This is a genomic window from Variovorax sp. RKNM96, assembly GCF_017161115.1.
Taxonomy (GTDB): Bacteria; Pseudomonadota; Gammaproteobacteria; order Burkholderiales; family Burkholderiaceae_C; genus Variovorax.
In genome coordinates this window covers 734,586-760,451 of record NZ_CP046508.1, presented here as the reverse complement: position 1 = coordinate 760,451, position 25,866 = coordinate 734,586, and the positions used below count along the sequence as shown (strand labels likewise).

Here is a 25,866-nt window from a genome sequence, read left to right as displayed (position 1 = left end):
CGTTGAAGGTTGGAACGGGTGTGTTCGAGCGGACCGGTCGCCGTTACTCGGTGCAGAAAGGCGTGAGGCCCATCGCCGACTTGACGCCCTGCACGACCAGCTTCTGGAACTCGATGGCGCCGACGCCCGAGAGGTCCGCGGTGAACGAGTGCGCGTTGTGGCCGAGGGTCGTGAGCCATGCGCGGCCGCCGTCGTAGTACTGGCACCAGGCGACCGGATGGAAGTCCGCGTGGCCGGGGTGCGGCGCGGAGGTCAAGGGCTTCAGCGTGGACGTGTCCACTTTGGCGAGGAACTTCACCTTCGTGGGGAAGGGCGTGAGGTTGTACCACTCGTCCTGGAAGGAGAAGCGCTTGGGCACGTCCTTGGTCGAGGGGTCGTCGGAGACGATCTCGACATCGCCTGCGCGGTTCGGGCCGTGGTTGTAGAAGTTCGCGTTGCCCAGCAGGCCTTCGTAGTAGGGCCAGTTGTATTCGGCGCCGAAGGCGTTGTGCAGGCCGACGAAGCCGCCGCCGCGGCGCATGTAGTTGCGCAAGGCTGTGCGTGCTGCGTCCTGGCTCGTGGTGACCGCGCCGTTCCACAAGGTGTCGCGGTTCGAGCTCGCGAAGATGATGGCCTTGTAGTTGTTGATGCGGCTGCCGAGGACGGCCACGTCTTCGGTCCAGTCGACGGTGATGCCCTCGGCCGTGAGCATGCGCACGAGGCCGGCCTGCATGACGTTGTCGGGGTTCATCACCGGGTTCAGGCCGGCACCCATCGGCGTACCGAGCACGGCGTGGCGCGGACCCGCAGTGCGCGAGTAGACCAGCACGCGATCGGGCGTTGTATCGAACGCGCCCCAGTTGTTGTAGCACTTGGGATTCGTGCCGCGGCAGACGTTGTAGTAGGTGTCGAAGCTGTCGTCCGCCTCGGCCACGGGGTCGGTCGGTTGTACCGGCACTTCGTCGGTCGGTGCGGTGGGCGTGGTCGGTGCGGCCGGCGCGACAGGCTGGATCGGAAAGCCCGCGAACGACGAACCACCGCCGCTGCCGCCGCCGCAGGCGGTCACCGCCAGCGCGAGCGCCGCGGTCGATGCAAGTCCGAAGAGGAAGGATCTGGAAGATTTCAAGGGTGTCTCCTTTTTTGGTCGAAGCGGGACCCACGGGGACACTTCCCCGAGAGCGGATTGGCTGCTCGGCAGCGGCCGGCAGGAGCAGCGTGTGGATGAGGAATGCCGGCCGGAGAGGTCGGCGTCAGCCCGTGGCGTTGTTCGCGGCGAGCGCGAGTGGCCGGGCGGTCATGGCTTGCGGATGCGAGCGAGTTCGTCGTTGTAGAGCTTGACGATGGCGGGGTCGTACTGAGCGGCGAATTTGTCGATGACGGGCTTGGCGACGGTGCGCATGCGGGCCTGCTCGGCGGGCGTGAGTTCGTTGAACTGGGCGCCCTTGGCCTGCAGGTCGCCCACGGCCTTCTGCGCTGCGGCGCGGCTGACCTGGCGCTGGTAACCGCGTGCCTCGTTGGCCGCGTCATTCATCATCTTCTGCTCGGCGGGCGTGAGCGAGTCCCAGAACTTCTTGCTCACCAGCACGATGTTTGCGGCATAGACATGGTTCGTGGCGCTCACGAACTTCTGCACCTCATAGAACTTGTTCGAGAGGATCACGGCGTACGGGTTCTCTTGACCGTCCACCGCCTTCGACTCCAGGGCCCCGTACAGCTCGGCGAAGGGCATCGGCACCGGATTCGCCTTGAAGGCCTTGAAGGTCTCCAGGAACACGGGATTCGGAATCACGCGGATCTTCAAACCTTCCAGGTCTTCGGGCTTGGTGATGGGGCGCTTGCTGTTGGTGACGTTGCGAAAGCCCAGGTCCCAGTAGCCCAGGGCAACGAGACCCTTCTCGGGGAGCTTGGCTATCAGCGCTTGCCCCAACGGTCCATCAAGCAATGCATCGGCCTGCGCGAAGGAGTTCACCGAGAAGGGGAAGTCGACAAGGCCGAACTCCTTGACGATGCCTGCGAGCGAAGTGGTGGCGGGGGCCGACATCTGCTGCACGCCGCCTTGCAGGGCCGACTGCTGCTGCATCTCGTTGCCCAGTTGGGAGGCGGGGAACTCCTGGACCTTCATCTTGCCGCTGCTCTTGGCTGAGAGCAGTTCTGCGAATCGCTTGACGCCGAAGCTCACGGGGTGGTCGGCGTTGTTCAGGTGGCCGAAGCGGATCACGCGTTCCTGCTGCGCCTGTGCCAAGGCGGGAACGACCAGTGCGAGGGCCAGGCCGGCGGTGGCCAGCGAGCGGTAAAGCGTTCTCAAGATTGGATCTCCAGCTTCGATGTGAGGGGGGCATGTCGGGGCCATCCACTGGCGCCCCGACCTCTGGCGGCGCGATCTTAATCGGCAAGTGGAAAATCTTTCTACTAGTGAAAACACTTGGCAAAATGCTAAAGTTGACCGCATGACCGCCATACTGGAACGCAGCTTCAAGGTGCTTGAACACCTTGCCGGCCACCCTGAAGGCCGAGCGCTGTCGGCACTCTCCGCCGAGCTGGAAATGCCCTTGAGCGCCACCCATCGCCTGCTGAGCGAACTGGTCCGTTGCGGCTATGTACGGCAGGACCAGAGCCATGGCGACTACATGCTCACGATCAAGCTCGTGTCGCTCGGCCTGAGCTTCCTGAGCAACAGCGGCATCGTGGACATCGCGCAGCCGCTGCTCGACAGGCTCGCGGCCAGCTCGGGCGAACTGGTGCGGCTGGCCGTGGTCGATGGCGACGAACTGACCTTCGTGGCCAAGGCGCAAGGCGCCACGCGGGGCTTGCGCTACGACCCGGACATGGGCCTGTCGGTCAACCTCTCCTCCAGCTCGGCCGGCCACGCGTGGCTCTCGACGATGACGGACGAACAGGCGCTCCAGTTGGTCGCCCGGCAAGGCTTCGGACAACCCGAGGACTTCGGCCCGAAAGCGCCGACCACCGTCAAGGCACTGCTGGCTTTCTTGCGCGCGGCGCGCAAGCGCGGCTTCTCGATGATCAGCGAGGTGTTCGCCCCCGCGATGACGGCCATGGCCGCGCCGGTGCGCGGCGGCAACGGCGCGGTGATCGGCGTCATCACGATCGCGGGGCCGCTGGTACGGCTGACCGAGGAACGCATGCTGGAACTGGGACCCGTGCTTCTCGAATCGGCGGAAGCGCTGGCGCGCGCGAGCGGCGCGTCGATGCACTTCAAGAAGCGGGCCTGAAGCGCCGCGCGCCTGCGCCTTTCTCGATCTCGATCTCGATCTCGACCTACGAACTCCGTCGGTACACGCCGACCGTCGACACGAGCCAAAGAATTTTTAACCTCCTGCCATGCCGCGCCGGACATGGGTCCGGCCGGCCAACGAACAGGAGAAACGCATGGACATTCACATGCGGCACCGCCGCATCCGGGTTGGCGATGTCGAAACCTTCTACCGCGAGGCCGGGCCGAGCGATGCGCCCGTCGTCCTGCTGCCGCATGGCTACCCGTGTTCATCGTACGAATTTCGCAACCTCATGCCGCGCCTGGCCGACCGCTGGCGGCTGGTCGCGCCGGACTATCCCGGCGCCGGCTACAGCGCGACACCGAAGGGCTTCGACTACAGCTTCGATGGCTATGCGGATTTTCTCGATCGCTTCGTGAAAGCGCTTGGCATCGAACGCTTCGCCCTGTACCTGCACGACTTCGGATCGCCGATCGGCGCGCGCCTGGCCATCAAGGCACCCGAGCGCGTGGTGGCGCTCATCATCCAGAACGGCGACATTCCTTATGAGGATGCGCTGGGGCCGAAGTACGCCGAGATCGAGAACACCTGGACGCTGCCGGTGGCGCAGATGCGCGCGAAGCTGGCCGAGGCGATCACCGAAGAGGTGTTCAAGGAGGAGTTTCTCAACGCAGTGAGGCCCGAGCTTGCCGAGCGCATTCCTCCCGACCTGTGGAAGCTGCACTGGTCGCTGGTGACGCCCGAGCGCAGGGAGATCGCGATCAGCCTGATCGCAGGGCTGAAGGAGAACCGCGCCTGGTTCCCGCAGCACCGCCAATACTTGGCCGAGCACCGCCCGCCGACGCTGATCATGTGGGGGCCGCAGGATCACTACATGCCGGAGAAATCAGGGCGCGCCTATCTTCGGGATCTGCCGGACGCCGAGTTCCATCTGCTGGACGGCGGGCACTGGCTGCTGGAGACGCACCTCGATGAAGTGGTGACGCTGACGCGGGATTTTCTAGGGCGGGTACATGCACCGCCCGGTAAGGGATAAAAACGCTCCCCCGCCAAGGCCGGCGACGGCCCAGAAATGCAAAAAGCCCTAAGCAGTTGATTTGCTTAGGGCTTTTTGGCTCCGCAGTGCTCTTTTTGAAGAACCTACGCAGCGATGAGTGGTGGCCTGGGGCGGAATCGAACCACCGACACGCGGATTTTCAATCCGCTGCTCTACCAACTGAGCTACCGGGCCATTGTGTGCAGCCCTAGATTATACAGCGGTTCTGCGGCCTCTTGAAAGATCGACGCCAAGTTGTTTGAGCTTGCGATAAAGATGGGTGCGTTCCAGACCGGTTTTCTCTGCGACGCGGGTCATAGAGCCGTTCTCCATCGCGAGGTGGAATTCGAAGTACGCCTTCTCGAAGCCGTCGCGTGCATCGCGCAGCGGGCGGTCGAGGTCGAAGCTCTGGGTCGACTGCGGGCCGGCATCGGGTACCGGCACCGAGGCCAGCGATGCCATCAGCAGGCTGTCGCCCGTCGTGGTGATCGCGGCCGCCTGATGACCGCCGACCGGTGTGGGCACCACACCCGCCGCAGCGCGGCGTGCGCTCTCGCGTGCGAGCCCCTGTTCCACGGCCTTGAGCAGCTTCTGCAGCGTGATCGGTTTTTCGAGGAAGGCGAAGGCGCCGATGCGCGTTGCGTCGACCGCGGTGTCGATGGTGGCGTGGCCGCTCATCATGATGACGGGCATGCTCAGGAGCCCGGCGGTGGACCACTCCTTGAGCAGTGTGACGCCATCGGTGTCGGGCATCCAGATGTCGAGCAGCACGAGGTCGGGCCGCGCGCGTTGCCGCGCGGCGCGTGCCTCGGCGGCGTTCTCCGCGAGCTCCACGTTGTGGCCTTCGTCATTGAGAATTTCGAAGAGCAGGTCCCGGATGCCCAGCTCGTCATCGACCACGAGAATGTTTGCCATGAGTGCTGCTTGTTGTGTGCGCTGGTATGTGTTGGTCCGCCGGCCCGTCCAGCGCCCTCGCGCTGGATTTTGTGGGCGCTCAGGCGGTGGAAGACTTCGAGTCTTCGGTGTGAGCGGCCGCTGCCCGCGGCTCGCCTGCCAGCGCGAATGATAGCGAGACTTGCGCCCCTGCCACAGTCCCGTCGACAACGCGATTGGAAAGCTCGATGCGCGCGCCGTGCTCATCCGCGATCTTCTTGACCACCGCGAGCCCCAAACCGGTACCTTTTGTTTTCGTCGTGACGTAGGGTTCGAAGGCGCGCTTCAAAATATTTTCTGCAAAGCCCGGGCCGCTGTCCTGCACCGTGAGGCGCACGCGCTGGCCCGAATCGCCCAGCCGGGTGCGGATGACGACCTCGCCCGCCCTGCCCGTGCTGCTGGCCGCGGCCTCGGCGGCGTCCTGCGCGTTCTGCAGCAGGTTGTGAATGACCTGGCGGATCTGCTGCTCGTCGCCCCGGATCGGCGGGCAGCGCACATCAAGCTCCGAGCGCAGCACGATCGGCAGGTTCTCGGCGTGATAGAGCTGCAGCACATCGGCCAGCAGCGCATTCAGGTCGACCGGCTTCAGGTCGGCCGCGGGCAGCCGCGCGTAGTCGCGGAATTCGTTCACCAGCCGCTTCATCGCATCGACCTGGTCGACGATGGTCTTGACCGACTTCACCAGGATCGCCTGTTCGGGCGCCGCGACCTTGCCCGAGAGCTTCATCTCGAGCCGCTCGGCGGAAAGCTGGATCGGCGTGAGCGGATTCTTGATCTCGTGCGCCAGGCGCCGCGCCACCTCGCCCCAGGCCTGCGCGCGCTGGGCCGACACGATCTCGGAAATGTCGTCGAACACCAGCAGCCGCGCGGCGCCGGGCAACTCCGCGCCGCGCGCAACGAGGTTGATCACGCCGTCCTGCTGCGGCAGGTCGGTGCCGGTGGCGTGCAGCTCGAAGGCGTGCTGCCAGTGGTCCAGGCCGTGCTGCATGCGCTCGACCTGGAACTCGTCGAACTGCTGCTGCACCTTGGCGCCGAAGTCGGCCAGGCCCGGCACGTCGACGAGCGCCTGGCCTTCGTAGGCCGCCAGCGGCGCGCGCAGCACGCGGGTGGCGCCGGGGTTGGTCGAGAGCACCGTGCCCTTGGCGTCGAGCACGATCACGCCCGAGGTCAGGTTGTCGAGGATGGTCTGCAGGTTGGCGCGGGCCGCGTCGAGCTGGCCCATGGTCTTTTCGACGGCGCCGCGCGCATCGGCCAGCTGCTGCGTCATGACGGCGAACGAGCGCGTGAGGCCGCCCAGCTCGTCCTTGCCCTGCAGCACGGCGGTGGGCCGCAGGTCGCCGGCGGCCACCTGGCGCACGCCGTCGGCCAGCACGAGCAGCGGGCGGGCGAGCTGGTTGCCGAACAGCACGGCCAGCAGCACCGCGCCGAACACGGCGAGGAACAGGCTCAGGGTGAGCGTGCCGATGTACATGCGGCGCAGCCCCCCGCGCGCGAGCGCCCGCTCCTGGTATTCGCGATTGGCTTCCTGCACGTCCAGCGCGTTCTTGACCACGGCCGGCGGCAGCGGCCGTGTGACCTGCAGGTAGCGCGGTGCGGTGTCGAAGTCGAAGCCGGGCCGCTGCACCATGGCGAGCGCGCGCACGCTCGCGACGGGTTGTGCGGCGCCGGGCGCGGCGGTTTCGTCCAGCCCCTCGACATGTGCGAGCGGGCGGTCGGGGCGCACCTGGCGAAACTGCTGTGCGGTCGGCCGCTCGGGGTTGAGCTGGAAGCGCGAGGTGCCCGCGCCGGCGATGAGCTGGCCGGACCCCGTCCACAGCACCACGTCGCTCGCCTCGAGCTGGTCGCGGATGCGCTCCAGCGCGAGACCGGCGCTCGCATCGGACACCGACGACAGCTGCGCGCTGGCGACGCGGGTCTTGGTCGCGAGGTCGTCGGATAGGGAATCAAGCGTGGCGCGCCCGAGGTTCAGGCCGGCGTCCAGCGCGCCTTCGACCTTGACGTCGAACCAGCTCTCGATCGAGCGCTCGACGAACTGATACGACACGACGTACACCAGCGCCCCCGGCACCACGCCCACCAGCGCGAAGATGGCCGCCAGCTTGATCAGCAACCGGCTGCCGAACTTGCCCTGGCGCAGCCGCCGCAGCAGCCTGAAGGCGACCCAGCCGATCACCAGCACCAGCAGCACCGCCACCACGACATTGATGCCGAACAGGCGCACGTAGTAGCGCTCGTACAGCTCCCGGTTGTTGGTGGCTTGGGCCAGCAGGAACATCAGCACCAAGCCGATGGCTGTGACCATGGCCGCGCCGACGCCCACGGCCCAGCGCATCGCGCGCGAGCGGCGTGCGGCGGGTGTGGCCGCTGCGCCGCTGCGCGGTTTAGTGCTCACCGCTGCTTCTCCAGCGCCAGGCGCGCGGTGCGTTCGGCCGAGATGTTCCAGTCGGCCTGCCCGACCACGCCGATCTGGAACGGCCGCGGCAGCTGCGAGGTATCGAGGCGGAAGCGGAAGGTCACCTGGTGCAGCGGGTCGTCGCCGATCTCGGCCGCATCGCCCATGCGCAGCCGGCCGATGCGCTTGATGGCTTCCAGCGCGTCGCCCAGGGTGTCGAAATTCTGGTTCAGGGAAATGCCGAAGCCGGCAGCGCCGGTGATCGGCACCGGCGACACATTGAGCCGCCAGCGGCGGGTGAGCGGCTGGTAGGCCAGCCGCATGTGGCGCGTAACCTGGGCGACCTTGCGGTCGGTCCAGTACCAGCGCTCCTGGTACATCTCGGCCTCGGCCACGAAGTAGATGGCGATGCCCTTGTCGAGCACCTCCTCGACCAGCGAGGGCAGCTCGAACTGCACGCCGGCGCTGAGGTAGACGCCGTCGTCGGCCTGCTCCAGGCGCATCTGGGTGATCGCCGCACCCGGGCGATTCTGGGCGGCGGCCGGGGCCGGGAGCCACGCCAGCATCAGTGCCCAGACCAACAGGAACACGGCCAGCAGGACCGCTCGGCGCGGCCGAGCGGACTCAGCGTTTTTCAAGCAGGGCGTAGAAGAAGCCGTCGTGGTCACCTGAGGGATTGTCCGGGACGCCACGGACATTCCCCCCGCTTTGGGGCAGCAAATGGCCCGGGGACGGTTGCAATCGTGCGTCAGTGTTGTGTGCAAGGAACGCATCAATTTGTTGCGAGCCCTCTTCCCGGAAGACGGAACAGGTGCAGTAAAGGAGACGGCCGCCGGGCCGCACAAGCGGCCAGAGCGCGGCCAGGAGCGCGGCCTGCTGTGCGGCCAACTGGGCGGTGTCGCTTTCGCGGCGCAGCCAGCGGACGTCGGGATGGCGGCGCACGATCCCCGAAGCAGTGCATGGTGCGTCGAGCAGGATGGCGTCGAAAGGCGTGCCGTCCCACCAGTCGGCGGGACGCGCTGCATCGGCCACCACCACCTTGGCCTGCAAGCCGAGGCGACTCAGGGTTTCGTCGATCCGGCGGCTGCGGACGGCGTCGACCTCGAGGGCGATCACCTCGGCGGCACCCGGACCGGCCAGTTCGAGCAGGTGCGCGGTCTTGCCGCCGGGGGCGGCGCAGGCGTCGAGCACGCGCAGCGGCGCGGCGCCGGGCTTCGCCGGCAGCAGGCCATCGAGCAGCAGGGGCGCCGCCATCTGCGCGGCTGCGTCCTGCACCGAGCAGGCACCGTCGGCGAACCCGGGCAATTGCTGCACCGGCCGCGCGCGTCCCAGTTGGAGACCACTGGCACCGATGCGCGTGGCCGGGAGGCCCGCGGCCTCCAGCTCTAATAGATAAGCAGCCGCCGTCGATTTCTGGGTGTTGACGCGCAAAGTCATCGGCGCCTGCGCGTTGTCCGCATTCAGGATCCGCTGCCAATCGCGGGGATGGTCGCGCTTGAGCTTCTCGATCCACCAGCGCGGATGGTTCCATTGCGCGACGGGTTCCTGGTCGGTGATGGCCACGAGTTCGTCGCGCTCGCGCAGGAACCGGCGCAGGCACGCATTGATGAAGCTGGCCTGCGCCCGGGTCGCCGGGTTGCGCTTGGCCGCTTCGACGGCCTGGTCGACCAGCGTGAAGGGTTCGTAGGGCGCGCGTTCGGCGTCCCAGGCGAGGCCCAGCGCGGTGCAGAGCAAGGCATCGGGCAGCGGCGGCGGCGTGCGCTTGGCCAGATGGCGGCGCAGCGCCTCGGCGCGGCCGAGCCAGCGCAGCACCTGGAAGCCGAGCGCCTGCACGCCGGGCCGCAGCGCGGGCTCGACGGCCTCGAAAGCGACGGAGCCCGAGGTGCCGGCGCGAATGGACGCGAGCGCACCCGCCGTCAATTGCAGCTGGCGCCACAGCGGTGGCTGCAGCGAGGGGGCTGCGTTGCCGGGGGAATCGGAAGGTAGTTCTGACAAGTTGGGGCGGATGGTAACGGGCGGGCCAAAGGCATTACGCCGTGCAATGTAAAGAAGGAAAGGACGCCCCGTCAGCGCAGGGGCGCGGCCGGACGCAGACGCACGGCCCATGCCACCAGCAGCGCCGGAAACTGGACGATCGCGTCGTTGTAGTGCCCCACCGCCAGGTTGAACTGGCTGCGCGCGATTTCCGCGGCGGCCGAGGGTTCGGGCCAGGCGATCGGCTCGGCCGCGTTCGGCGCGGCGACAGTACCAGGCTGCGCCGGCACAGGGCGCGAAAGCGTCCCGTCGGCATCGAAAACCGTCACCGCATCCGGATGCTGGCGCTGCCAGGCGGAGATCAGCACCTGCAACGCCGTACCCAGCGCGGCCATGCCGCCCGCATCGAGCGGGTGCAGCCGCGTAGCGCCCAGCAAGGTGGCCAGCTGGGTGGTGGCCGCCTGCAGCGGCGCGATCGACGACAGGAGTTCCTGCGACGGCGGGTTCTCCTGCGGCGCGGCGCTGATGCTGGCCTGGACGAAATCGAGCTGCCTGCCCAGCGCCGCGTCGAGCGTCGCATAGGCCTGCAGCACGGCCGCGCGCAGGCGCACCAGCCGGTTGTAGGCACCGACAAACCAGAACAACAGCACCGCAATGACGATCCAGCTGGCCAGCGATTCGGGCAACACGCTCATCGGAAACGACACCTCATGGGAAGCACAAAGAAAAACGCCCCCCAACCGGGGGCGGTCGGGGGGCGTGGGGTACCGGTCATGGCCGGTGATGCTAGCCGGTTATTCGGTCGCGGCGCCTTCGCTGGCGTCGGCCGTGGTCGTTGCATCGCTCGAGGAACCCGCCAGTTCGGCGGCTTCGGATTCGGCGATGGCGCGGCGCTCGGCTTCGTCCATCTGGTCCTTGACCTTGCGGGCCTGGTGGTAGGCCATGCCGGTGCCTGCAGGAATCAGGCGGCCGACGATGACGTTTTCCTTCAGGCCACGCAGCTCGTCGCGCTTGCCCATGATCGCGGCTTCGGTCAGCACGCGCGTCGTTTCCTGGAACGAAGCAGCCGAGATGAACGAGTCGGTGGACAGCGATGCCTTCGTGATACCCAGCAGCAGGTTCGTGAACGTCGCGGGGATCTTGCCTTCGGCGCGCAGGGCGTCGTTGGTGTTGAGCATTTCGCTGCGTTCGACCTGTTCGCCGGAGATGTAGCTGGTCTCGCCGATGTTGTCGACCACGACGCGGCGCAGCATCTGGCGAACGATCACCTCGATGTGCTTGTCGTTGATCTTCACACCCTGCAAGCGGTACACGTCCTGCACTTCGTCCACGATGTAGCGCGCCAGTTCTTCCGAACCCAGCAGGCGCAGGATGTCCTGCGGGTCCGCCGGACCGTCGACCACGGACTCGCCCTTGTTCACCACCTGGCCTTCGTGCACCAGGATGTTCTTTTCCTTCGGCACGAGGTCTTCCCAGACCGTGCCTTCCGGATCGGTGATCTGCAGGCGAATCTTGCCCTTGGTCTCTTTACCGAACGACACGGTACCGGTCATTTCGGCCAGCATGCCCTTGTCCTTCGGCGAACGGGCTTCGAACAGCTCGGCAACACGCGGCAGACCGCCGGTGATGTCGCGCGTCTTCTGGCCTTCGACCGGAATGCGCGCCAGCACTTCGCCGGGGCCCACGTCCTGGCCGTCGCGGATCTGCACCAGCGAGCCGATCGGGAAGCCGATCGTCACCGAGTGGTCGGTGCCCGGGATCTTCACTTCGGCGCCGGAGGCGTCGATGAGCTTCACCTGCGGGCGCACGACCTTGGCAGCGCCGCGGCGCTTCGGGTCGATCACGACCAGGGTCGACAGACCGGTCACTTCGTCCACCTGCTTGGCAACCGTGAGGCCTTCCTCGACGTTCTCGAACTGCGTCTTGCCGGCGAACTCGGTGATGATCGGGCGCGTCAGCGGATCCCAGTTGGCGAGCACGTGGCCGGCCTTGATCTGCTGGTCGGCCTTGACGGCCAGGGTCGCGCCGTACGGCACCTTGTGGCGTTCGCGCTCACGGCCGTGTTCGTCATGGATGACGATCTCGCCCGAACGCGAAATCACGACCAGCTCGCCCTTGCTGTTGGTCACGTAGCGCATCGTGGCGTTGAAGCCGATCGAACCGTTCGACTTGGCTTCCACGCTCGAAGCGATGGCCGCACGCGATGCCGCGCCACCGATGTGGAAGGTACGCATCGTCAGCTGCGTGCCGGGTTCGCCGATCGACTGCGCCGCGATCACACCGACGGCTTCGCCGATGTTGATCAGGCCGCCGCGGCCCAGGTCGCGGCCGTAGCAGGTCGCGCAGATGCCGAAGCGGGTTTCGCAGGTCAGCGCGGTGCGGACCTTGACTTCGTCGACGCCCTGGGCTTCCAGGACTTCGATGTTGTCTTCGTCGAACATCTCGCCGGCCTTGAGCAGCACCGAACGGTTTTCCGGGTGCAGCACGTCGTCCGCAGCCGAGCGGCCGAGGATTCGGTCGCGCAGCGACTCGATCACTTCACCGCCTTCGACGATCGCGCGCATCAGGTAGCCGCCGTGCGTGCCGCAGTCCTGCTCGGTCACGACCAGGTCTTGCGTCACGTCGACCAGACGACGGGTCAGGTAACCCGAGTTCGCCGTCTTCAGCGCCGTGTCGGCCAGACCCTTACGGGCACCGTGGGTGGAGATGAAGTACTCCAGCACGTTCAGGCCTTCGCGGAAGTTCGCGGTAATGGGCGTCTCGATGATCGAGCCGTCAGGCTTGGCCATCAGGCCACGCATGCCGGCCACCTGGCGAATCTGCGCTGCGGAACCGCGGGCGCCGGAGTCGGCCATCATGTAGATGGAGTTGAACGACTCCTGCTCGACTTCCTTGCCGTGGCGGTCGATGACCTTCTGCTTGGAGAGCTTGGCCATCATGACCTTCGACACTTCGTCGCCGGCCTTGCCCCAGATGTCCACCACCTTGTTGTAGCGTTCGCCGGAGGTCACGAGACCGGAGACGTACTGCTGTTCGATCTCCTTCACTTCCTTGGCGGAGCGCTCGATGATGCCGTGCTTCTCGGCGGGCACCAGCATGTCGTCGATCGCGATCGAGATACCGGCCTTGGTCGCCAGGCGGAAGCCGTTCTGCAGCAGCTTGTCGGCGAACACGACGGTCTCTTTCAGGCCGCACTTGCGGAACGAGACGTTGATGAGCTTGGAGATTTCCTTCTTCTTCAGCGCCTTGTTGATGTTCGAGAACGGCAGGCCCTTCGGCAGGATCTCGGACAGCAGCGCGCGGCCCACGGTGGTGTCCACGAGCGAGGTCGACGGCGTGAAGACGCCGGTTTCCTTGTCCTTGGTGTATTCCGTGATGCGCACTGCCACCTTGGCGGTGAGTTCGACTTCGTTGGCGTCCAGCGCGCGCTGCACTTCACCGATGTCGGAGAAGATCAGGCCCTCGCCCTTGCCGTTGATGCGGTCGCGGGTCGTGTAGTACAGACCCAGCACCACGTCCTGCGAAGGAACGATCGACGGTTCGCCCGAAGCCGGGAACAGCACGTTGTTGGAGGCCAGCATCAGCGTGCGGGCTTCCATCTGCGCTTCCACCGACAGCGGCACGTGGACGGCCATCTGGTCGCCGTCGAAGTCGGCGTTGAAGGCCGCGCAAACGAGCGGGTGCAGCTGGATGGCCTTGCCCTCGATCAGGATCGGCTCGAACGCCTGAATGCCCAAACGGTGCAGCGTAGGCGCACGGTTCAGCATGACCGGGTGTTCCTTGATCACTTCTTCCAGGATGTCCCAGACCACCGGCGTGCCCGATTCGACTTCCTTCTTGGCAGCCTTGATCGTGGTCGCGATGCCCATGGCTTCGAGGCGCGAGAAGATGAAGGGCTTGAAGAGTTCGAGCGCCATCAGCTTCGGCAGGCCGCACTGGTGCAGCTTGAGCGTCGGGCCCACCACGATGACCGAACGGCCCGAGTAGTCGACGCGCTTGCCCAGCAAGTTCTGGCGGAAACGACCGCTCTTGCCCTTGATCATGTCGGCCAGCGACTTGAGCGCGCGCTTGTTGGCGCCCGTCATGGCCTTGCCGCGACGACCGTTGTCCAGCAGCGAGTCGACAGCCTCTTGCAGCATCCGCTTTTCGTTGCGCGCGATGATTTCCGGAGCCTTCAGCTCCAAGAGGCGGCGCAGACGCGAATTGCGGTTGATGACGCGGCGATACAGGTCGTTCAGGTCGGAGGTCGCGAAGCGGCCGCCGTCCAGCGGCACCAGCGGACGCAGGTCCGGCGGCAGCACGGGCAGCACGTCGAGCACCATCCACTCGGGCTTGATACCCGACTTGCGGAAGGCTTCCAGCACCTTCAGGCGCTTGGAGTTCTTCTTGACCTTGACTTCGGAGCCGGTCAGGTCACCGCGCAGGCGTTCGATCTCGCTGTCGAGCTCGATGCCCTGCAGCAGGTCCTTGATGCCTTCGGCGCCCATCTTGGCCACGAATTCGTCGCCGTATTCCTTGCGCTTGGCGTCGTAGTCGTCCTCGGACATGATGCCGAACTTCTTCAGCGGGGTCATGCCGGGGTCGGTGATCACGTAGGCTTCGAAGTACAGCACGCGTTCGATGTCGCGCAGCGTCATGTCGAGCACGAGGCCCAGGCGCGACGGCAGCGACTTCAGGAACCAGATGTGGGCGCAGGGCGCGGCCAGGTCGATGTGACCCATGCGCTCGCGACGCACCTTGGTCTGCGTGACTTCAACGCCGCACTTCTCGCAGATCACGCCGCGGTGCTTCAGGCGCTTGTACTTGCCGCACAGGCACTCGTAGTCCTTGATGGGGCCGAAGATCTTGGCGCAGAAGAGACCGTCGCGCTCGGGCTTGAACGTGCGGTAGTTGATCGTCTCGGGCTTCTTCACTTCACCGAAAGACCACGAGCGGATCTTCTCGGGCGAAGCCATGCCGATCTTGATGGCATCGAAATGCTCATCGGGCGTGAATTGCTTGAACAGGTCGAGTAGCGATTTCATAAGACTCTTTCCCTTTTCAAATTAAGAACGCTCGAGCTCGATGTCGAGCCCCAGCGAACGAATTTCCTTGACCAGCACGTTGAACGATTCCGGCATGCCGGCTTCGATCGAATGCTCGCCCTTGACGATGCTTTCGTACACCTTGGTACGGCCTTGCACGTCGTCGGACTTCACGGTCAGCATTTCCTGCAGGACGTAGGCGGCGCCGTAAGCTTCCAGCGCCCACACTTCCATTTCCCCGAAACGCTGGCCGCCGAACTGCGCCTTGCCGCCCAGCGGTTGCTGCGTGACGAGCGAGTACGGGCCGGTCGAACGGGCATGCATCTTGTCGTCGACCAAGTGGTGCAGCTTCAGGAAGTGCATGTAGCCGACGGTGACGGGACGCTCGAACTGGTCGCCGGTGCGGCCGTCGTACAGGTACGCCTGCGTGCGCGTATCGGTCAGGCCCTTGAGCTTGGCGATGTCGTCCGGGTAGGCGAGCTTCAGCATGCCGCGGATTTCTTCTTCCGAGGCGCCGTCGAACACCGGCGTGGCGAACGTCGCGCCGCTTTGCAGGTTGGCCGCCATGGCGAGCACGTCGGTGTCGCTCAGTTGGGCGAGGTCTTCCGGACGGCCCGAGCCGTTGTACAGCTGCTCCATGAACTTGCGCACTTCGGCCACCTTGGCCTCTTGCTGCAGCAGGTCGCCGATGCGCTGGCCGATGCCCTTGCCGGCCCAGCCCAGATGCACTTCGAGCACCTGGCCCACGTTCATCCGCGAGGGCACGCCCAGCGGGTTCAGGCAGATGTCGCACGGCGTGCCGTCGGCCATGTGGGGCATGTCTTCGACCGGAACGATCTTGGACACCACACCCTTGTTGCCGTGGCGGCCGGCCATCTTGTCGCCGGGTTGCAGGCGGCGCTTGACGGCCAGGTAGACCTTGACCATCTTGAGCACGCCCGCGGGCAGCTCGTCGCCCTGCGTGAGCTTCTTGCGCTTTTCTTCGAACGCGAGGTCGAAGCTGTGGCGCGTTTGCTCGAGCGAGTTCTTGATCGACTCGAGCTGCGAAGCCACTTCGTCTTCCGCCGGGCGGATGTCGAACCAGTGGAACTTCTCGACCGATGCCAGGTAGGCCTTGTCGAGCTTGGTGCCCTTGGCCAGCTTGTTCGGGCCGCCGTTGGCGACCTTGCCGGTCAGGAGCTTCTCGATACGGTCGAACGCGTCGGCTTCGACGATGCGAAGCTGGTCGTTCAAATCAAGGCGGAAGCGCTTGAGTTCGTCGTCGATGATCTGCTGGGCGCGCTTGTCGCGCGTGATGCCTTCGCGGGTGAACACCTGCACGTCGATCACGGTGCCTTGCGAGCCCTGGTCCACACGCAGCGAGGTGTCCTTCACGTCGGAAGCCTTCTCGCCGAAGATGGCGCGGAGCAGCTTCTCTTCAGGCGTCAGCGTGGTCTCGCCCTTCGGCGTGACCTTGCCCACCAGCGTGTCGCCCGGCTGCACTTCGGCGCCGACATAAATGATGCCGGATTCGTCGAGGCGGTTGAGCTGCTGCTCGGCCAGGTTCGGGATGTCGCGCGTGATTTCCTCGGCGCCCAGCTTCGTGTCGCGCGCCATCACCACCAGTTCCTCGATGTGGATCGAGGTGTAGCGGTCTTCGGCGACGACGCGTTCGGAGATCAGGATCGAGTCTTCGAAGTTGTAGCCGTTCCAGGGCATGAACGCGATCAGCATGTTCTGGCCGAGGGCCAGTTCACCCAGGTCGGTCGATGCGCCGTCGGCGATCACGTCGCCCTTGGCGATCTTGTCGCCGCGCTTGACGATGGGACGCTGGTGGATGTTGGTGTTCTGGTTCGAACGCTGATACTTGATCAGGTTGTAGATGTCCACACCGACTTCACCGGCAGCCGCTTCGGCGTCATTCACGCGCACCACGACACGGGTCGCATCGACGTAGTCGACGATACCGCCACGGGTGGCCGTGACCACGGTGCCCGAGTCGACCGCGGAGACGCGCTCGATACCGGTACCGACCATCGGCTTTTCGGGGCGCAGCACGGGCACGGCCTGACGCTGCATGTTGGCGCCCATCAGCGCGCGGTTCGCATCGTCGTGCTCCAGGAACGGCACGAGCGAGGCAGCCACCGACACGATCTGCGCGGGCGACACGTCCATGTACTGGATGCGTTCGGCACCGACCAGGATCGATTCGCCGGCTTCACGCGCCGAGACCAGGTCGCCGGTCAGCACGCCGTCCTTGTCCAGGGTCGCATTGGCCTGGGCGATGACGTACTTGCCTTCTTCGATGGCCGACAGGTAGTCGATCTCGTTGGTGACCTTGCTGTCGGCCACGCGGCGATACGGCGTCTCGATGAAGCCGTATTCGTTCAGGCGGGCGTACAGGGCCAGCGAGTTGATCAGGCCGATGTTCGGGCCTTCGGGCGTTTCGATCGGGCAGACGCGGCCGTAATGGGTCACGTGCACGTCGCGCACTTCGAAGCCTGCACGTTCACGCGTCAGACCACCCGGGCCAAGGGCCGACACGCGGCGCTTGTGGGTGATTTCGGACAGCGGGTTCGTCTGGTCCATGAACTGCGACAGCTGCGAGGCGCCGAAGAATTCCTTCAGCGCGGCCGAGATCGGCTTGCTGTTGATCAGGTCGTGCGGCATCAGCGGCTCTTGCTCGGCCTGACCCAGACGTTCCTTCACGGCCTTCTCGATACGGGCCAGGCCGGTGCGGTACTGGTTCTCGGCCAGTTCGCCGACGCAACGCACGCGGCGGTTGCCCAGGTGGTCGATGTCGTCGACTTCGCCGTTGCCGTTGCGCAGGTCAACGAGGATCTTGACCACGGCCAGGATGTCCTCGTTGGTCAGCACCATCGGACCGGTGGATTCGTCGCGGCCGACCTTGGCGTTGAACTTCATGCGGCCCACGCGCGACAGGTCGTACGTGTCCGGGTTGTAGAACAGGCGCTGGAACAGGGCCTGCACCGCGTCTTCCGTCGGCGGCTCGCCGGGGCGCATCATGCGGTAGATGGCCACGCGGGCTGCGAACTCGTCGACGGTTTCGTCGATGCGCAGCGTTTGCGAGATGTACGCGCCCTGGTCCAGTTCGTTCGTGTAGATGACCTGGATGTCCTGCACGCCGGCCGTGCGCAGCTTCTTGAGCAGCGCTTCGGTCAGTTCGTCGTTGGCCTTGGCCAGGATTTCGCCCGAGTCGGCGTCCACGATGTTGCGGGCGATGACGCGGCCGACCAGGAAGTCTTCCGGCACGCTGATGTGCGTGGTGTTCGACTGCTCGAGTTCACGCGTGTGGCGCGCGGTGACGCGCTTGTCTTTGGCGACCACGACCTTGCCCGACTTGTCGGTGATGTCGAAGCGCGCGACTTCGCCGCGCAGGCGCTCGGAGACGAACTCCATCTGCGCGCCGCTGTCCATCAGGCGGAAGTTGTCGTTCACGAAGAAGTTCGCGAGGATCGATTCCGGATTCAGGCCGATGGCCTTCAGCAGGATCGTGACCGGCATCTTGCGGCGACGGTCCACGCGGAAGTACAGCATGTCCTTCGGGTCGAACTCGAAGTCGAGCCACGAACCGCGGTAGGGAATCACGCGGGCCGAGAACAGGAGCTTGCCCGAGCTGTGCGTCTTGCCCTTGTCGTGTTCGAAGAACACGCCGGGCGAGCGGTGCAGCTGGGACACGATCACGCGCTCGGTGCCGTTGATGATGAACGAACCCTTCTCGGTCATGAGCGGCACTTCGCCCATGTAGACCTCTTGTTCCTTCACTTCCTTGACCACCTTGGACTGCGACGTCGACGACTCGCGGTCATAGATGATGAGCTGGACCTTGGCGCGCACGGCCGAGGCGAAGGTCAGACCGCGGGTCTGGCACTCACGCACGTCGAAAGCCGGTTTCGCCAGGTTGTACTCGAGGAATTTCATCTCGACGAAACCGTTGTGCGAGACGATCGGGAAGGCGGCATCGAACGCGGCCTGCAGGCCCTCGACGGTGCGTTGTTTGGGGGCGATGCCGGCTTGCAGGAACGCGGTGTACGCGTCTTTCTGCATCTGCAGCAGGTAGGGGATTTCGACGACGCTGTCGCGATTACCGAAACTTTTTCGGATGCGCTTGCGTTCGGTGTAACTGTACGCGGACGATTGGGCCATGAGAGCTCCGGAGCTTGAGATCTTCAGCGACTTGTCAGCGATGCCGGGACGAACGGCACCACTGCTTGGCGGCTGGCCACTACCAGCCGTTGGCGGACAGCGATGCGTTGCACATCGCCCGAACCAAGGGGTCTTCTGCAGTCGGGGTCAGAAGACACTCGAAAAACGCATCGGAATGGCGTCTTTCGGGTGCGCTCTGAAAGCGGCAAAGGCTGGAGGGCCTTTTCAGGCGCCTCCAGCCCTCTAGGGGGTCTGAATTACTTCAGTTCCACCTTGGCGCCGGCTTCTTCCAGCTTCTTCTTGGCGGCTTCAGCGTCAGCCTTGGACAGGGCTTCCTTGACAGCCTTGGGAGCGGCTTCCACCAGGTCCTTGGCTTCCTTGAGGCCCAGGCCGGTGATTTCGCGCACAGCCTTGATGACCGACACCTTGTTCGCGCCGACATCGGCCAGCACAACGTTGAATTCGGTTTGTTCTTCAGCCACAGCAGCGGCAGCACCGCCACCAGCGCCGGCCGGAGCGGCCATTGCTGCGGCGCTCACGCCGAACTTCTCTTCGATGGCTTTCACCAGGTCGTTGAGTTCCAGGACCGTCATGCTGTCGAGCGCGGTCAGAAATGCGTCTTTATCGAATGCCATTTTTGTTTCCTAACAATTGGGTTGAATATTTCAAACGCAAGGCTTATGCAGCCTGCGCTTCTGCCGGTGCATCGGCGACGGGTGCAGCTTCGCCTTCGCCACGCTTCGCAGCCAGCGCCGCGAGAACGCGTGCCGTACGGGAAACGGGGGATTGCATCAAGCCCAGCAATTGGGACAGCAGCACTTCCTTGGAAGGGATGTTGGCCAGTTGCTTCACGCCGTTGACGTCCAGGACCTTGCCGCCAAACGCGCCACCGCGAATTACCAACTTGTCGTTGGTCTTCGCGAAGTCGGCCACCACCTTGGCGGCGGCCACTGCGTCTTCGGAAAAGCCGTAGATCAGCGGACCGGTCATCTGGTCACCGACGACTTCGAATGCGCTACCAGCGACAGCACGGCGTGCCAGCGTGTTCTTCAACACGCTGAGGGTCACACCCTTGCTGCGAGCTTCGCTGCGCAGTTTGGTCATATCGGCAACCGTAATGCCACGGTATTCCGCCATCACGAGCGTTTGAGCTTTAGCGGCGAGGCTGGTCACATCACTGATGACCGCTTCTTTCTCACTGCGATTCAGACTCAAGGTCTACTCCTTTTAATGCGACCTTCGGCCGGGGCCTCGGATCGCGCTTCATGCAGCGACCAACTGTTTCGGAACAAAAATCAAATTCCTTGCAGCGGGATCGCCATCTGCGCTGGATACCGGAAGGATCGATCCGGCAATTAAGTGCAGCGCCCTGCACACCAGCGGTCTTGGATGGCCCACGGCAACCGAAGCTGCCGCGACCCACCACATTCGCCCTGCTCCTTCCGGAGCCGGGCAAATCTCTTTAGCTCGCCGAGATGGTTTGCGTGTCCACGCGGACACCCAGACCCATGGTCGACGACACAGCCACCTTGCGCAGGTACACGCCCTTGCTGGTCGCCGGCTTGGCCTTGACCAGAGCGTCGATCAGCGCGGCGAGGTTGCCCTGCAGCTTGTCGTTGTCGAACGAGCGACGGCCGATCGTGCCGTGCACGATGCCGGCCTTGTCGACGCGGAACTGAACCTGGCCAGCCTTGGCGTTCTTCACGGCCGTGGCGACGTCCGGGGTCACGGTGCCAACCTTGGGGTTGGGCATCAGACCGCGCGGGCCGAGGATCTGGCCGAGCGTACCGACGACGCGCATGGCATCGGGGGCAGCGATCACGACGTCGAAAGGCATGTCGCCAGCCTTGACCATTGCAGCGAGGTCGTCCATGCCGACGATGTCGGCGCCGGCGGCCTTGGCTTCTTCGGCCTTGGCGCCTTGGGCGAACACGGCCACGCGCTTGGTCTTGCCGGTGCCGTTGGGCAGCACGACGGCGCCACGAACGACCTGGTCAGACTTCTTCGCGTCGATGCCCAGCTGCACGGCCACGTCGATCGATTCGTCGAACTTGGCGGTGGCGGCGTCCTTGACGATGCCGATCGCGTCAGCCAGCGGGTACAGCTTGTTGCTGTCGACCTTGCCTTCGAGCGCTTTTTGCTTCTTGGTGATCTTGGACATTTACACGCCCTCCACATTCACGCCCATCGAGCGGGCAGTACCGGCGATGGTGCGAACCGCGGCGTCCATGTCGGCGGCCGTCAGGTCCTTCATCTTGGTCTTGGCGATTTCTTCGAGCTGAGCGCGCGTGATCTTGCCGACCTTGTCCAGGTGCGGGCGGGCCGAACCCTTGTCCAGCTTGATCGCCTTCTTGATCAGCACGCCGGCTGGCGGCGACTTGATGATGAAGGTGAAGCTCTTGTCGGCGAACGCGGTGATGACCACCGGCAGCGCCAGACCCGGCTCGTAGCTCTGCGTCTGCGCATTGAACGCCTTGCAGAACTCCATGATGTTCAGACCACGCTGGCCCAGTGCGGGACCGATCGGTGGTGATGGGTTGGCCTTACCAGCTGGCACTTGCAGCTTGACGAAGCCGACGATTTTTTTCGCCATTTTTTGCTCCTTGCGGGTGATATCGCCTCGGCTTTCGCCAGGGCTCCCCGGGGGTTAAACGACTCTTCTGCTCAAGGCCGCGCGCCGAGTCGGATAGCGCGCAGCCGGAAATGGTTCAGGCCTTGCGGCCCGAGGCTCAGGTCTTCTCGACCTGGCTGAATTCGAGTTCGACGGGCGTGGAGCGGCCGAAAATCATGACCGACACGCTGACCTTGCTCTTCTCGTAGTTGACGTCTTCCACCGTGCCATTGAAGTCGGTGAACGGGCCTTCCTTGACGCGCACGAATTCGCCAACGGTGAATTCGACCTTGTGGCGCGGCTTCTCGGTGCCCTGCTGCATCTGGCTGACGATGTCCTCGACCTCTTTTTGCGAGATCGGGGCGGGACGGTTCTTGGCGCCGCCCACGAAACCCGTCACCTTGTTGGTGTGCTTCACCAGGTGCCAGCTCTCGTCGTCCATGATCATTTCGACCAGCACGTAACCCGGGAAGAAGCGGCGCTCGGTGGTGCGCTTCTGGCCGTTCTTGATCTCGACCACTTCTTCGGTCGGGACCAGGATGCGGCCGAACTTGTCCTGCATGCCGGCGCGGTTGATGCGCTCGAGGATGTTGCGTTCAACGGCCTTCTCCATGCCCGAATAGGCATGGACCACATACCAACGCAGATCAGGGTTGGCAGCGGGAGCAAGAATTGGAGTGTTTTCCTCTTCCGGCGTGGTTTCAACTACGTCGTCGGTCATTTCTTATTTTCTCCAGCCCAGAATGAGGTCGAAAAACACCCATTCGAGCGTCTTGTCGGTGAGCCAGAGGAAGACGGACATGATCGCCACGAAGGCGAACACGTAAGCCGTCATCTGCATCGCTTCCTTGCGGGTCGGCCAGACGACCTTCTTGACCTCGCGCCACGAGTCGCGGCCGAAGGCCCACAACTGACGGCCATTCTCCGAACTGCCAAAGGCACCCACGGCCGCAGCCAGGCCGACCAGCAGCGCAGCCCATTGCACCAGCGAGCCTTGGCGCGACAGCAGGTAGAACGCCACGATGGCGCCCACTGCCAGCACCACGGCCGCGGCCAATTTGGCCTTGTCGGCGCCCGTGCTCACGGTTTCGATTTGAGAAGTGGCCATGTTTGGCTGATTTCCTGTGGTCTTTCGACCTTCAATTCAATGCGCCTCTTGAGACGCCGAAGCCCATCGGGTCACGATGGGCTTTTTTCGGAGTGCCACCTAGGTGGCAGGGGCAGTAGGAATCGAACCTACAACCTTCGGTTTTGGAGACCGACGCTCTGCCAATTGAGCTATACCCCTCCGGTACTCTTTACGCTCGGCTTAGATGTCGAGGATCTTTGCCACGACGCCCGAACCCACGGTACGGCCGCCTTCACGGATGGCGAAGCGCAGGCCTTCTTCCATCGCGATCGGGTTGATCAGCTTGACGGTGATGCTGACGTTGTCGCCAGGCATGACCATTTCCTTGTCCTTGGGCAGCTCGATCGCGCCGGTCACGTCCGTCGTGCGGAAGTAGAACTGCGGACGGTAGTTGTTGAAGAACGGCGTGTGACGGCCACCTTCGTCCTTGGACAGCACATACACCTCGGCGGTGAAGTGCGTGTGCGGCTTGATCGAGCCGGGCTTGCACAGCACTTGGCCGCGCTCGACTTCTTCGCGCTTGGTACCGCGCAGCAGCACGCCGACGTTGTCGCCAGCCTGGCCTTGATCGAGCAGCTTGCGGAACATTTCCACGCCGGTGCAGGTGGTCTTGACGGTCGGGCGGATGCCGACGATCTCGATTTCCTCGCCGACCTTGATCACGCCACGCTCGACGGCGCCGGTCACCACGGTGCCGCGACCCGAGATCGAGAACACGTCTTCCACGGGCATCAGGAACGTGCCGTCCACGGCGCGCTCGGGCGTCGGGATGTACGTGTCCAGCGCCTCAGCCAGCTTCATGATGGCTTCTTCGCCCAGCTTGCCCTTGTCGCCTTCCAGGGCGAGCTTGGCCGAGCCGTGGATGATCGGGGTGTCGTCGCCAGGGAATTCGTACTTGTCCAGGAGCTCGCGCACTTCCATTTCGACCAGCTCGAGCAGCTCGGCGTCGTCGACCATGTCGCACTTGTTCAGGAAAACGATGATGTAACCCACGCCCACCTGGCGAGCCAGCAGGATGTGCTCACGGGTCTGGGGCATCGGGCCGTCGGCGGCCGAGCACACCAGGATCGCGCCGTCCATCTGGGCAGCGCCGGTGATCATGTTCTTCACATAGTCGGCGTGGCCGGGGCAGTCCACGTGAGCGTAGTGGCGGTTGGCCGTTTCGTACTCGACGTGCGCGGTGTTGATCGTGATGCCGCGGGCCTTTTCTTCGGGCGCTGCGTCGATCTGGTCGTAAGCCTTGGCTTCGCCGCCGAACTTGGCCGACAGAACGGTTGCGATCGCAGCCGTCAGCGTCGTCTTGCCGTGGTCAACGTGACCGATCGTGCCCACGTTCACGTGCGGCTTGGTGCGGGTGAATTTACCTTTTGCCATTTTTCGACTCCGAAAAAAACGATTTCAACGTATGCAGATGGGTTGCAAACCTGCCGTTGCAACCCCCAGAAACTGGTGCCCTTTGCGGGAATCGGACCCGCGACCTCTCCCTTACCAAGGGAGTGCTCTACCACTGAGCCAAAAGGGCTTTTGTCTAACCAATCGCTTCCGGCGTCGAACCGGGTCTCTGGAGCGGGAGACGGGAATCGAACCCGCGTCATCAGCTTGGAAGGCTGGGGTTCTACCATTGAACTACTCCCGCATCGGGGGCACTTCAAGGCACCCAAAGCGCTAGATCCAATCGCTCTTAGAAACCAAATTCATCGCTGGTGGAGAGGGCTGGATTCGAACCAGCGTACTCGTAAGAGGGCAGATTTACAGTCTGCTGCCATTAACCACTCGGCCACCTCTCCGGCGAACCTCGAAATATAGCACGGTTTTGTGACTACCCAGAACTCCCAGCGACAAGAAGAAGCGGAAGAACTGCACGAGGCGTTGACCGCGGCGATTATCCGCGAATTCAGCCGCCTCCCTGATGCGCCTCCCGCCAGGCACGCGCTTCACCGAAATGCCCGCATCCGATGAACGGCACGGGCGGACGCAAGGCCGAAAGAGGCGACGGATGATTCGACATCAGCACCTTGTGGCGCTTAACGTCGATCAACGCACGCTTACTCTGCGCGTGCGAGCCCCAGAGCATAAAAACAACAGGTTTCGCGCCCTCCGATACATGTCGGATGACGGCATCGGTCAGCACTTCCCAGCCACGGCCCGAATGGCTCGCCGGCTGGGCTTCCTCGACGGTGAGACAGGTGTTGAGCAGCAGCACGCCATGGGTCGCCCACTTCACCAGGCTGCCACCCGGATTGGGAAACTGCGGCGGCGGCGTGCCAAGGTCGCGCTGCAGTTCCTTGAAGATGTTGCGCAGCGACGGCGGCAACGCCACGCCGGGTGCCACCGAAAACGCGAGCCCCTCGGCCTGGCCGCGCCCGTGGTACGGGTCCTGGCCCAGGATGACCACGCGCACGTCTTCGGGCGGCGTCAGCTCCAGCGCGCGCAGCGGCTGCGGCGGAAAGACCACGGCGCCGGCATCGAGGCGCTCACGCAGAAAACCCTGCAGCTTCTGCCCCACGACGCCGCCGAAGAAGTCATCGACCAACGGCTGCCAACCGGGCGCCACCGCCCAGTCGGCAGGATCGCTGCTCGACAGCTGATCCTGCGCGCTCATTGGAACAACGCAGCGAGGGCCTCGCCGGGTTCCTTGGCGCGCATGAACGCTTCGCCGACCAGGAAGGCATTGACGCCCGCTGCGCGCAGCGCGGCAACGTCGTCGCGCGTGGCGATGCCCGATTCGGTCACCGGCAACCGGTCGGCCGGGATCTTCGGCAACAGATCGATCGTGGCCTGGATCGACACCTCGAAGTTGCGCAGGTTGCGGTTGTTGACGCCGATCAGCGGCGTCTTGAGCTTCAACGCGCGATCGAGCTCCGCCGCATCGTGCACCTCCACCAGCACCGCCATGCCGAGCCCGCGCGCGATGGCTTCGAAGTCTTTCATCTGCGCATCGTCGAGGGATGCAGCGATCAACAGGATCGCGTCCGCGCCCATCGCGCGCGACTCGTACACCTGGTACGCATCGACGATGAAGTCTTTCCGGAGCACCGGCAGGTCGCACGATGCGCGGGCCTGCTTGAGATAGTCCACGCTGCCCTGGAAAAACTGCTTGTCCGTCAGCACCGAGAGGCACGCTGCGCTGACCTTGCCGTCACCCTCCGCATAGCTCTGGGCAATGTCGGCCGGAATGAAGTCTTCGCGCAGCACGCCCTTGCTCGGACTGGCCTTCTTGACTTCGGCGATCACCGCGGCCTGGCCCGCAGCGATCTTGGCGCGCAGAGCGGCTTCGAAATCGCGTGTGAGCACACGGCTTTCAGCGTCGAAGCGGACGGCTTCGAGCGGCGCGCGCTTCAGCGCGGCCGCCACTTCCTGGCGCTTGACGGCAACGATCTTGTCGAGGATGTCGGACATGGCTTGTGAT

The 25,866-nt window shown here is 64.5% G+C and carries 20 protein-coding genes and 5 tRNA genes; 2 read left to right on the top strand and 23 right to left on the bottom strand.

All coding sequences use genetic code 11. The features are described 5' to 3' along the window. Positions 1–43: 43 nt before the first annotated feature. The gene (locus tag GNX71_RS03450; RefSeq protein ID WP_042579896.1) at positions 44–1,105 is read right to left on the bottom strand and encodes a ThuA domain-containing protein; all 1,062 of its coding nucleotides are present in this window, start codon (positions 1,103–1,105) and stop codon (positions 44–46) included. 168 nt (positions 1,106–1,273) lie between these two features. After that, complete coding sequence (locus GNX71_RS03445; RefSeq protein ID WP_206177028.1) at positions 1,274–2,284, bottom strand: TRAP transporter substrate-binding protein; 1,011 nt, start codon at positions 2,282–2,284, stop codon at positions 1,274–1,276. A gap of 142 nt (positions 2,285–2,426) precedes the next feature. On the opposite strand from GNX71_RS03445, the gene GNX71_RS03440 reads away from it, so the two are divergent. Together GNX71_RS03440 and GNX71_RS03435 are read left to right on the top strand one after the other, a co-directional pair. Continuing rightward, positions 2,427–3,209 carry an IclR family transcriptional regulator gene (locus GNX71_RS03440; protein ID WP_206177027.1) on the top strand — a complete coding sequence of 261 codons (783 nt, stop codon included), beginning with the start codon at positions 2,427–2,429 and terminating at the stop codon, positions 3,207–3,209. Between the two features lie 157 nt (positions 3,210–3,366). Continuing rightward, on the top strand, positions 3,367–4,248 hold the full coding sequence (locus GNX71_RS03435; protein WP_206177026.1) for an alpha/beta hydrolase: 882 nt from the start codon (positions 3,367–3,369) through the stop codon (positions 4,246–4,248). A 119-nt stretch (positions 4,249–4,367) separates the two neighbouring features. On the opposite strand, the gene GNX71_RS03430 is transcribed toward GNX71_RS03435, so the two are convergent. The 21 genes from GNX71_RS03430 to trpC all read right to left on the bottom strand — a co-directional run bounded on the left by GNX71_RS03430 (position 4,368) and on the right by trpC (position 25,856). Beyond that, positions 4,368–4,443: transfer RNA gene (locus GNX71_RS03430), tRNA-Phe, on the bottom strand. 18 nt (positions 4,444–4,461) lie between these two features. Next, the gene (locus GNX71_RS03425) at positions 4,462–5,163 is read right to left on the bottom strand and encodes a response regulator (protein ID WP_206177025.1); all 702 of its coding nucleotides are present in this window, start codon (positions 5,161–5,163) and stop codon (positions 4,462–4,464) included. Between the two features lie 79 nt (positions 5,164–5,242). Next, the gene (locus GNX71_RS03420; protein ID WP_206177024.1) at positions 5,243–7,573 is read right to left on the bottom strand and encodes an ATP-binding protein; all 2,331 of its coding nucleotides are present in this window, start codon (positions 7,571–7,573) and stop codon (positions 5,243–5,245) included. After that, entirely contained in the window at positions 7,570–8,139 is a 570-nt protein-coding gene (locus tag GNX71_RS03415) for a DUF4390 domain-containing protein (RefSeq protein WP_241027297.1), read from the bottom strand. The genes GNX71_RS03420 and GNX71_RS03415 overlap by 4 nt, the downstream gene beginning before the upstream one ends. A 58-nt stretch (positions 8,140–8,197) precedes the next feature. Next, positions 8,198–9,523 (bottom strand): 16S rRNA (cytosine(967)-C(5))-methyltransferase RsmB, encoded by a 1,326-nt coding sequence (gene rsmB / locus GNX71_RS03410; protein WP_206179329.1) that lies wholly within the window; start codon positions 9,521–9,523, stop codon positions 8,198–8,200. A gap of 116 nt (positions 9,524–9,639) precedes the next feature. Next, the gene (locus GNX71_RS03405; protein ID WP_206177022.1) at positions 9,640–10,242 is read right to left on the bottom strand and encodes a lema family protein; all 603 of its coding nucleotides are present in this window, start codon (positions 10,240–10,242) and stop codon (positions 9,640–9,642) included. A gap of 99 nt (positions 10,243–10,341) precedes the next feature. Continuing rightward, positions 10,342–14,571: a DNA-directed RNA polymerase subunit beta' gene (gene rpoC / locus GNX71_RS03400; RefSeq protein WP_206177021.1), complete on the bottom strand. Its 4,230-nt coding sequence runs from the start codon at positions 14,569–14,571 to the stop codon at positions 10,342–10,344. 21 nt (positions 14,572–14,592) lie between these two features. Further along, positions 14,593–18,717, bottom strand: coding sequence for a DNA-directed RNA polymerase subunit beta (rpoB, locus tag GNX71_RS03395; RefSeq protein WP_206177020.1), 4,125 nt, complete (start codon positions 18,715–18,717; stop codon positions 14,593–14,595). A gap of 257 nt (positions 18,718–18,974) precedes the next feature. Beyond that, positions 18,975–19,352, bottom strand: a complete 378-nt coding sequence (gene rplL / locus GNX71_RS03390; protein ID WP_206177019.1) for a 50S ribosomal protein L7/L12 — start codon at positions 19,350–19,352, stop codon at positions 18,975–18,977. Between the two features lie 43 nt (positions 19,353–19,395). Next, positions 19,396–19,932 (bottom strand): 50S ribosomal protein L10, encoded by a 537-nt coding sequence (gene rplJ / locus GNX71_RS03385; protein ID WP_206177018.1) that lies wholly within the window; start codon positions 19,930–19,932, stop codon positions 19,396–19,398. A 247-nt stretch (positions 19,933–20,179) separates the two neighbouring features. After that, complete coding sequence (gene rplA / locus GNX71_RS03380; protein ID WP_206177017.1) at positions 20,180–20,878, bottom strand: 50S ribosomal protein L1; 699 nt, start codon at positions 20,876–20,878, stop codon at positions 20,180–20,182. Beyond that, positions 20,879–21,310, bottom strand: coding sequence for a 50S ribosomal protein L11 (gene rplK, locus GNX71_RS03375; RefSeq protein ID WP_013539105.1), 432 nt, complete (start codon positions 21,308–21,310; stop codon positions 20,879–20,881). 136 nt (positions 21,311–21,446) lie between these two features. Then, positions 21,447–22,049: a transcription termination/antitermination protein NusG gene (nusG, locus tag GNX71_RS03370; protein ID WP_206177016.1), complete on the bottom strand. Its 603-nt coding sequence runs from the start codon at positions 22,047–22,049 to the stop codon at positions 21,447–21,449. A gap of 3 nt (positions 22,050–22,052) precedes the next feature. Further along, the gene (gene secE / locus GNX71_RS03365; protein ID WP_007831049.1) at positions 22,053–22,436 is read right to left on the bottom strand and encodes a preprotein translocase subunit SecE; all 384 of its coding nucleotides are present in this window, start codon (positions 22,434–22,436) and stop codon (positions 22,053–22,055) included. Between the two features lie 104 nt (positions 22,437–22,540). Continuing rightward, a tRNA-Trp gene (locus GNX71_RS03360) sits at positions 22,541–22,616 on the bottom strand. Between the two features lie 21 nt (positions 22,617–22,637). Beyond that, complete coding sequence (gene tuf / locus GNX71_RS03355; protein ID WP_012745744.1) at positions 22,638–23,831, bottom strand: elongation factor Tu; 1,194 nt, start codon at positions 23,829–23,831, stop codon at positions 22,638–22,640. A gap of 73 nt (positions 23,832–23,904) precedes the next feature. After that, positions 23,905–23,979 (bottom strand) — tRNA-Thr (locus tag GNX71_RS03350). A gap of 40 nt (positions 23,980–24,019) precedes the next feature. Beyond that, positions 24,020–24,093, bottom strand: a tRNA-Gly gene (locus tag GNX71_RS03345). 65 nt (positions 24,094–24,158) lie between these two features. Next, positions 24,159–24,244 (bottom strand) — tRNA-Tyr (locus GNX71_RS03340). A gap of 107 nt (positions 24,245–24,351) precedes the next feature. After that, the gene (locus GNX71_RS03335; protein WP_206177015.1) at positions 24,352–25,059 is read right to left on the bottom strand and encodes a uracil-DNA glycosylase; all 708 of its coding nucleotides are present in this window, start codon (positions 25,057–25,059) and stop codon (positions 24,352–24,354) included. After that, a complete protein-coding gene (gene trpC / locus GNX71_RS03330; protein ID WP_206177014.1) occupies positions 25,056–25,856 on the bottom strand; it encodes an indole-3-glycerol phosphate synthase TrpC in 801 nt (266 codons plus the stop codon). The genes GNX71_RS03335 and trpC overlap by 4 nt, the downstream gene beginning before the upstream one ends. Positions 25,857–25,866: the final 10 nt, after the last annotated feature.

What these genes read in the sequence shown, in the direction of transcription:
- GNX71_RS03435 (WP_206177026.1), top strand. Translation starts at nt 3,367, where the DNA reads ATGGACATTCACATGCGGCACCGCCGCATCCGGGTTGGCGATGTCGAA.
- GNX71_RS03335 (WP_206177015.1), bottom strand. Translation starts at nt 25,059, where the DNA reads ATGAGCGCGCAGGATCAGCTGTCGAGCAGCGATCCTGCCGACTGGGCG.
- GNX71_RS03415 (WP_241027297.1), bottom strand. Translation starts at nt 8,139, where the DNA reads ATGCTGGCGTGGCTCCCGGCCCCGGCCGCCGCCCAGAATCGCCCGGGT.
- GNX71_RS03425 (WP_206177025.1), bottom strand. Translation starts at nt 5,163, where the DNA reads ATGGCAAACATTCTCGTGGTCGATGACGAGCTGGGCATCCGGGACCTG.
- trpC (WP_206177014.1), bottom strand. Translation starts at nt 25,856, where the DNA reads ATGTCCGACATCCTCGACAAGATCGTTGCCGTCAAGCGCCAGGAAGTG.
- nusG (WP_206177016.1), bottom strand. Translation starts at nt 22,049, where the DNA reads ATGACCGACGACGTAGTTGAAACCACGCCGGAAGAGGAAAACACTCCA.
- tuf (WP_012745744.1), bottom strand. Translation starts at nt 23,831, where the DNA reads ATGGCAAAAGGTAAATTCACCCGCACCAAGCCGCACGTGAACGTGGGC.
- rplK (WP_013539105.1), bottom strand. Translation starts at nt 21,310, where the DNA reads ATGGCGAAAAAAATCGTCGGCTTCGTCAAGCTGCAAGTGCCAGCTGGT.
- secE (WP_007831049.1), bottom strand. Translation starts at nt 22,436, where the DNA reads ATGGCCACTTCTCAAATCGAAACCGTGAGCACGGGCGCCGACAAGGCC.
- rplA (WP_206177017.1), bottom strand. Translation starts at nt 20,878, where the DNA reads ATGTCCAAGATCACCAAGAAGCAAAAAGCGCTCGAAGGCAAGGTCGAC.
- GNX71_RS03405 (WP_206177022.1), bottom strand. Translation starts at nt 10,242, where the DNA reads ATGAGCGTGTTGCCCGAATCGCTGGCCAGCTGGATCGTCATTGCGGTG.
- GNX71_RS03440 (WP_206177027.1), top strand. Translation starts at nt 2,427, where the DNA reads ATGACCGCCATACTGGAACGCAGCTTCAAGGTGCTTGAACACCTTGCC.
- rpoB (WP_206177020.1), bottom strand. Translation starts at nt 18,717, where the DNA reads ATGGCCCAATCGTCCGCGTACAGTTACACCGAACGCAAGCGCATCCGA.
- rpoC (WP_206177021.1), bottom strand. Translation starts at nt 14,571, where the DNA reads ATGAAATCGCTACTCGACCTGTTCAAGCAATTCACGCCCGATGAGCAT.
- rplL (WP_206177019.1), bottom strand. Translation starts at nt 19,352, where the DNA reads ATGGCATTCGATAAAGACGCATTTCTGACCGCGCTCGACAGCATGACG.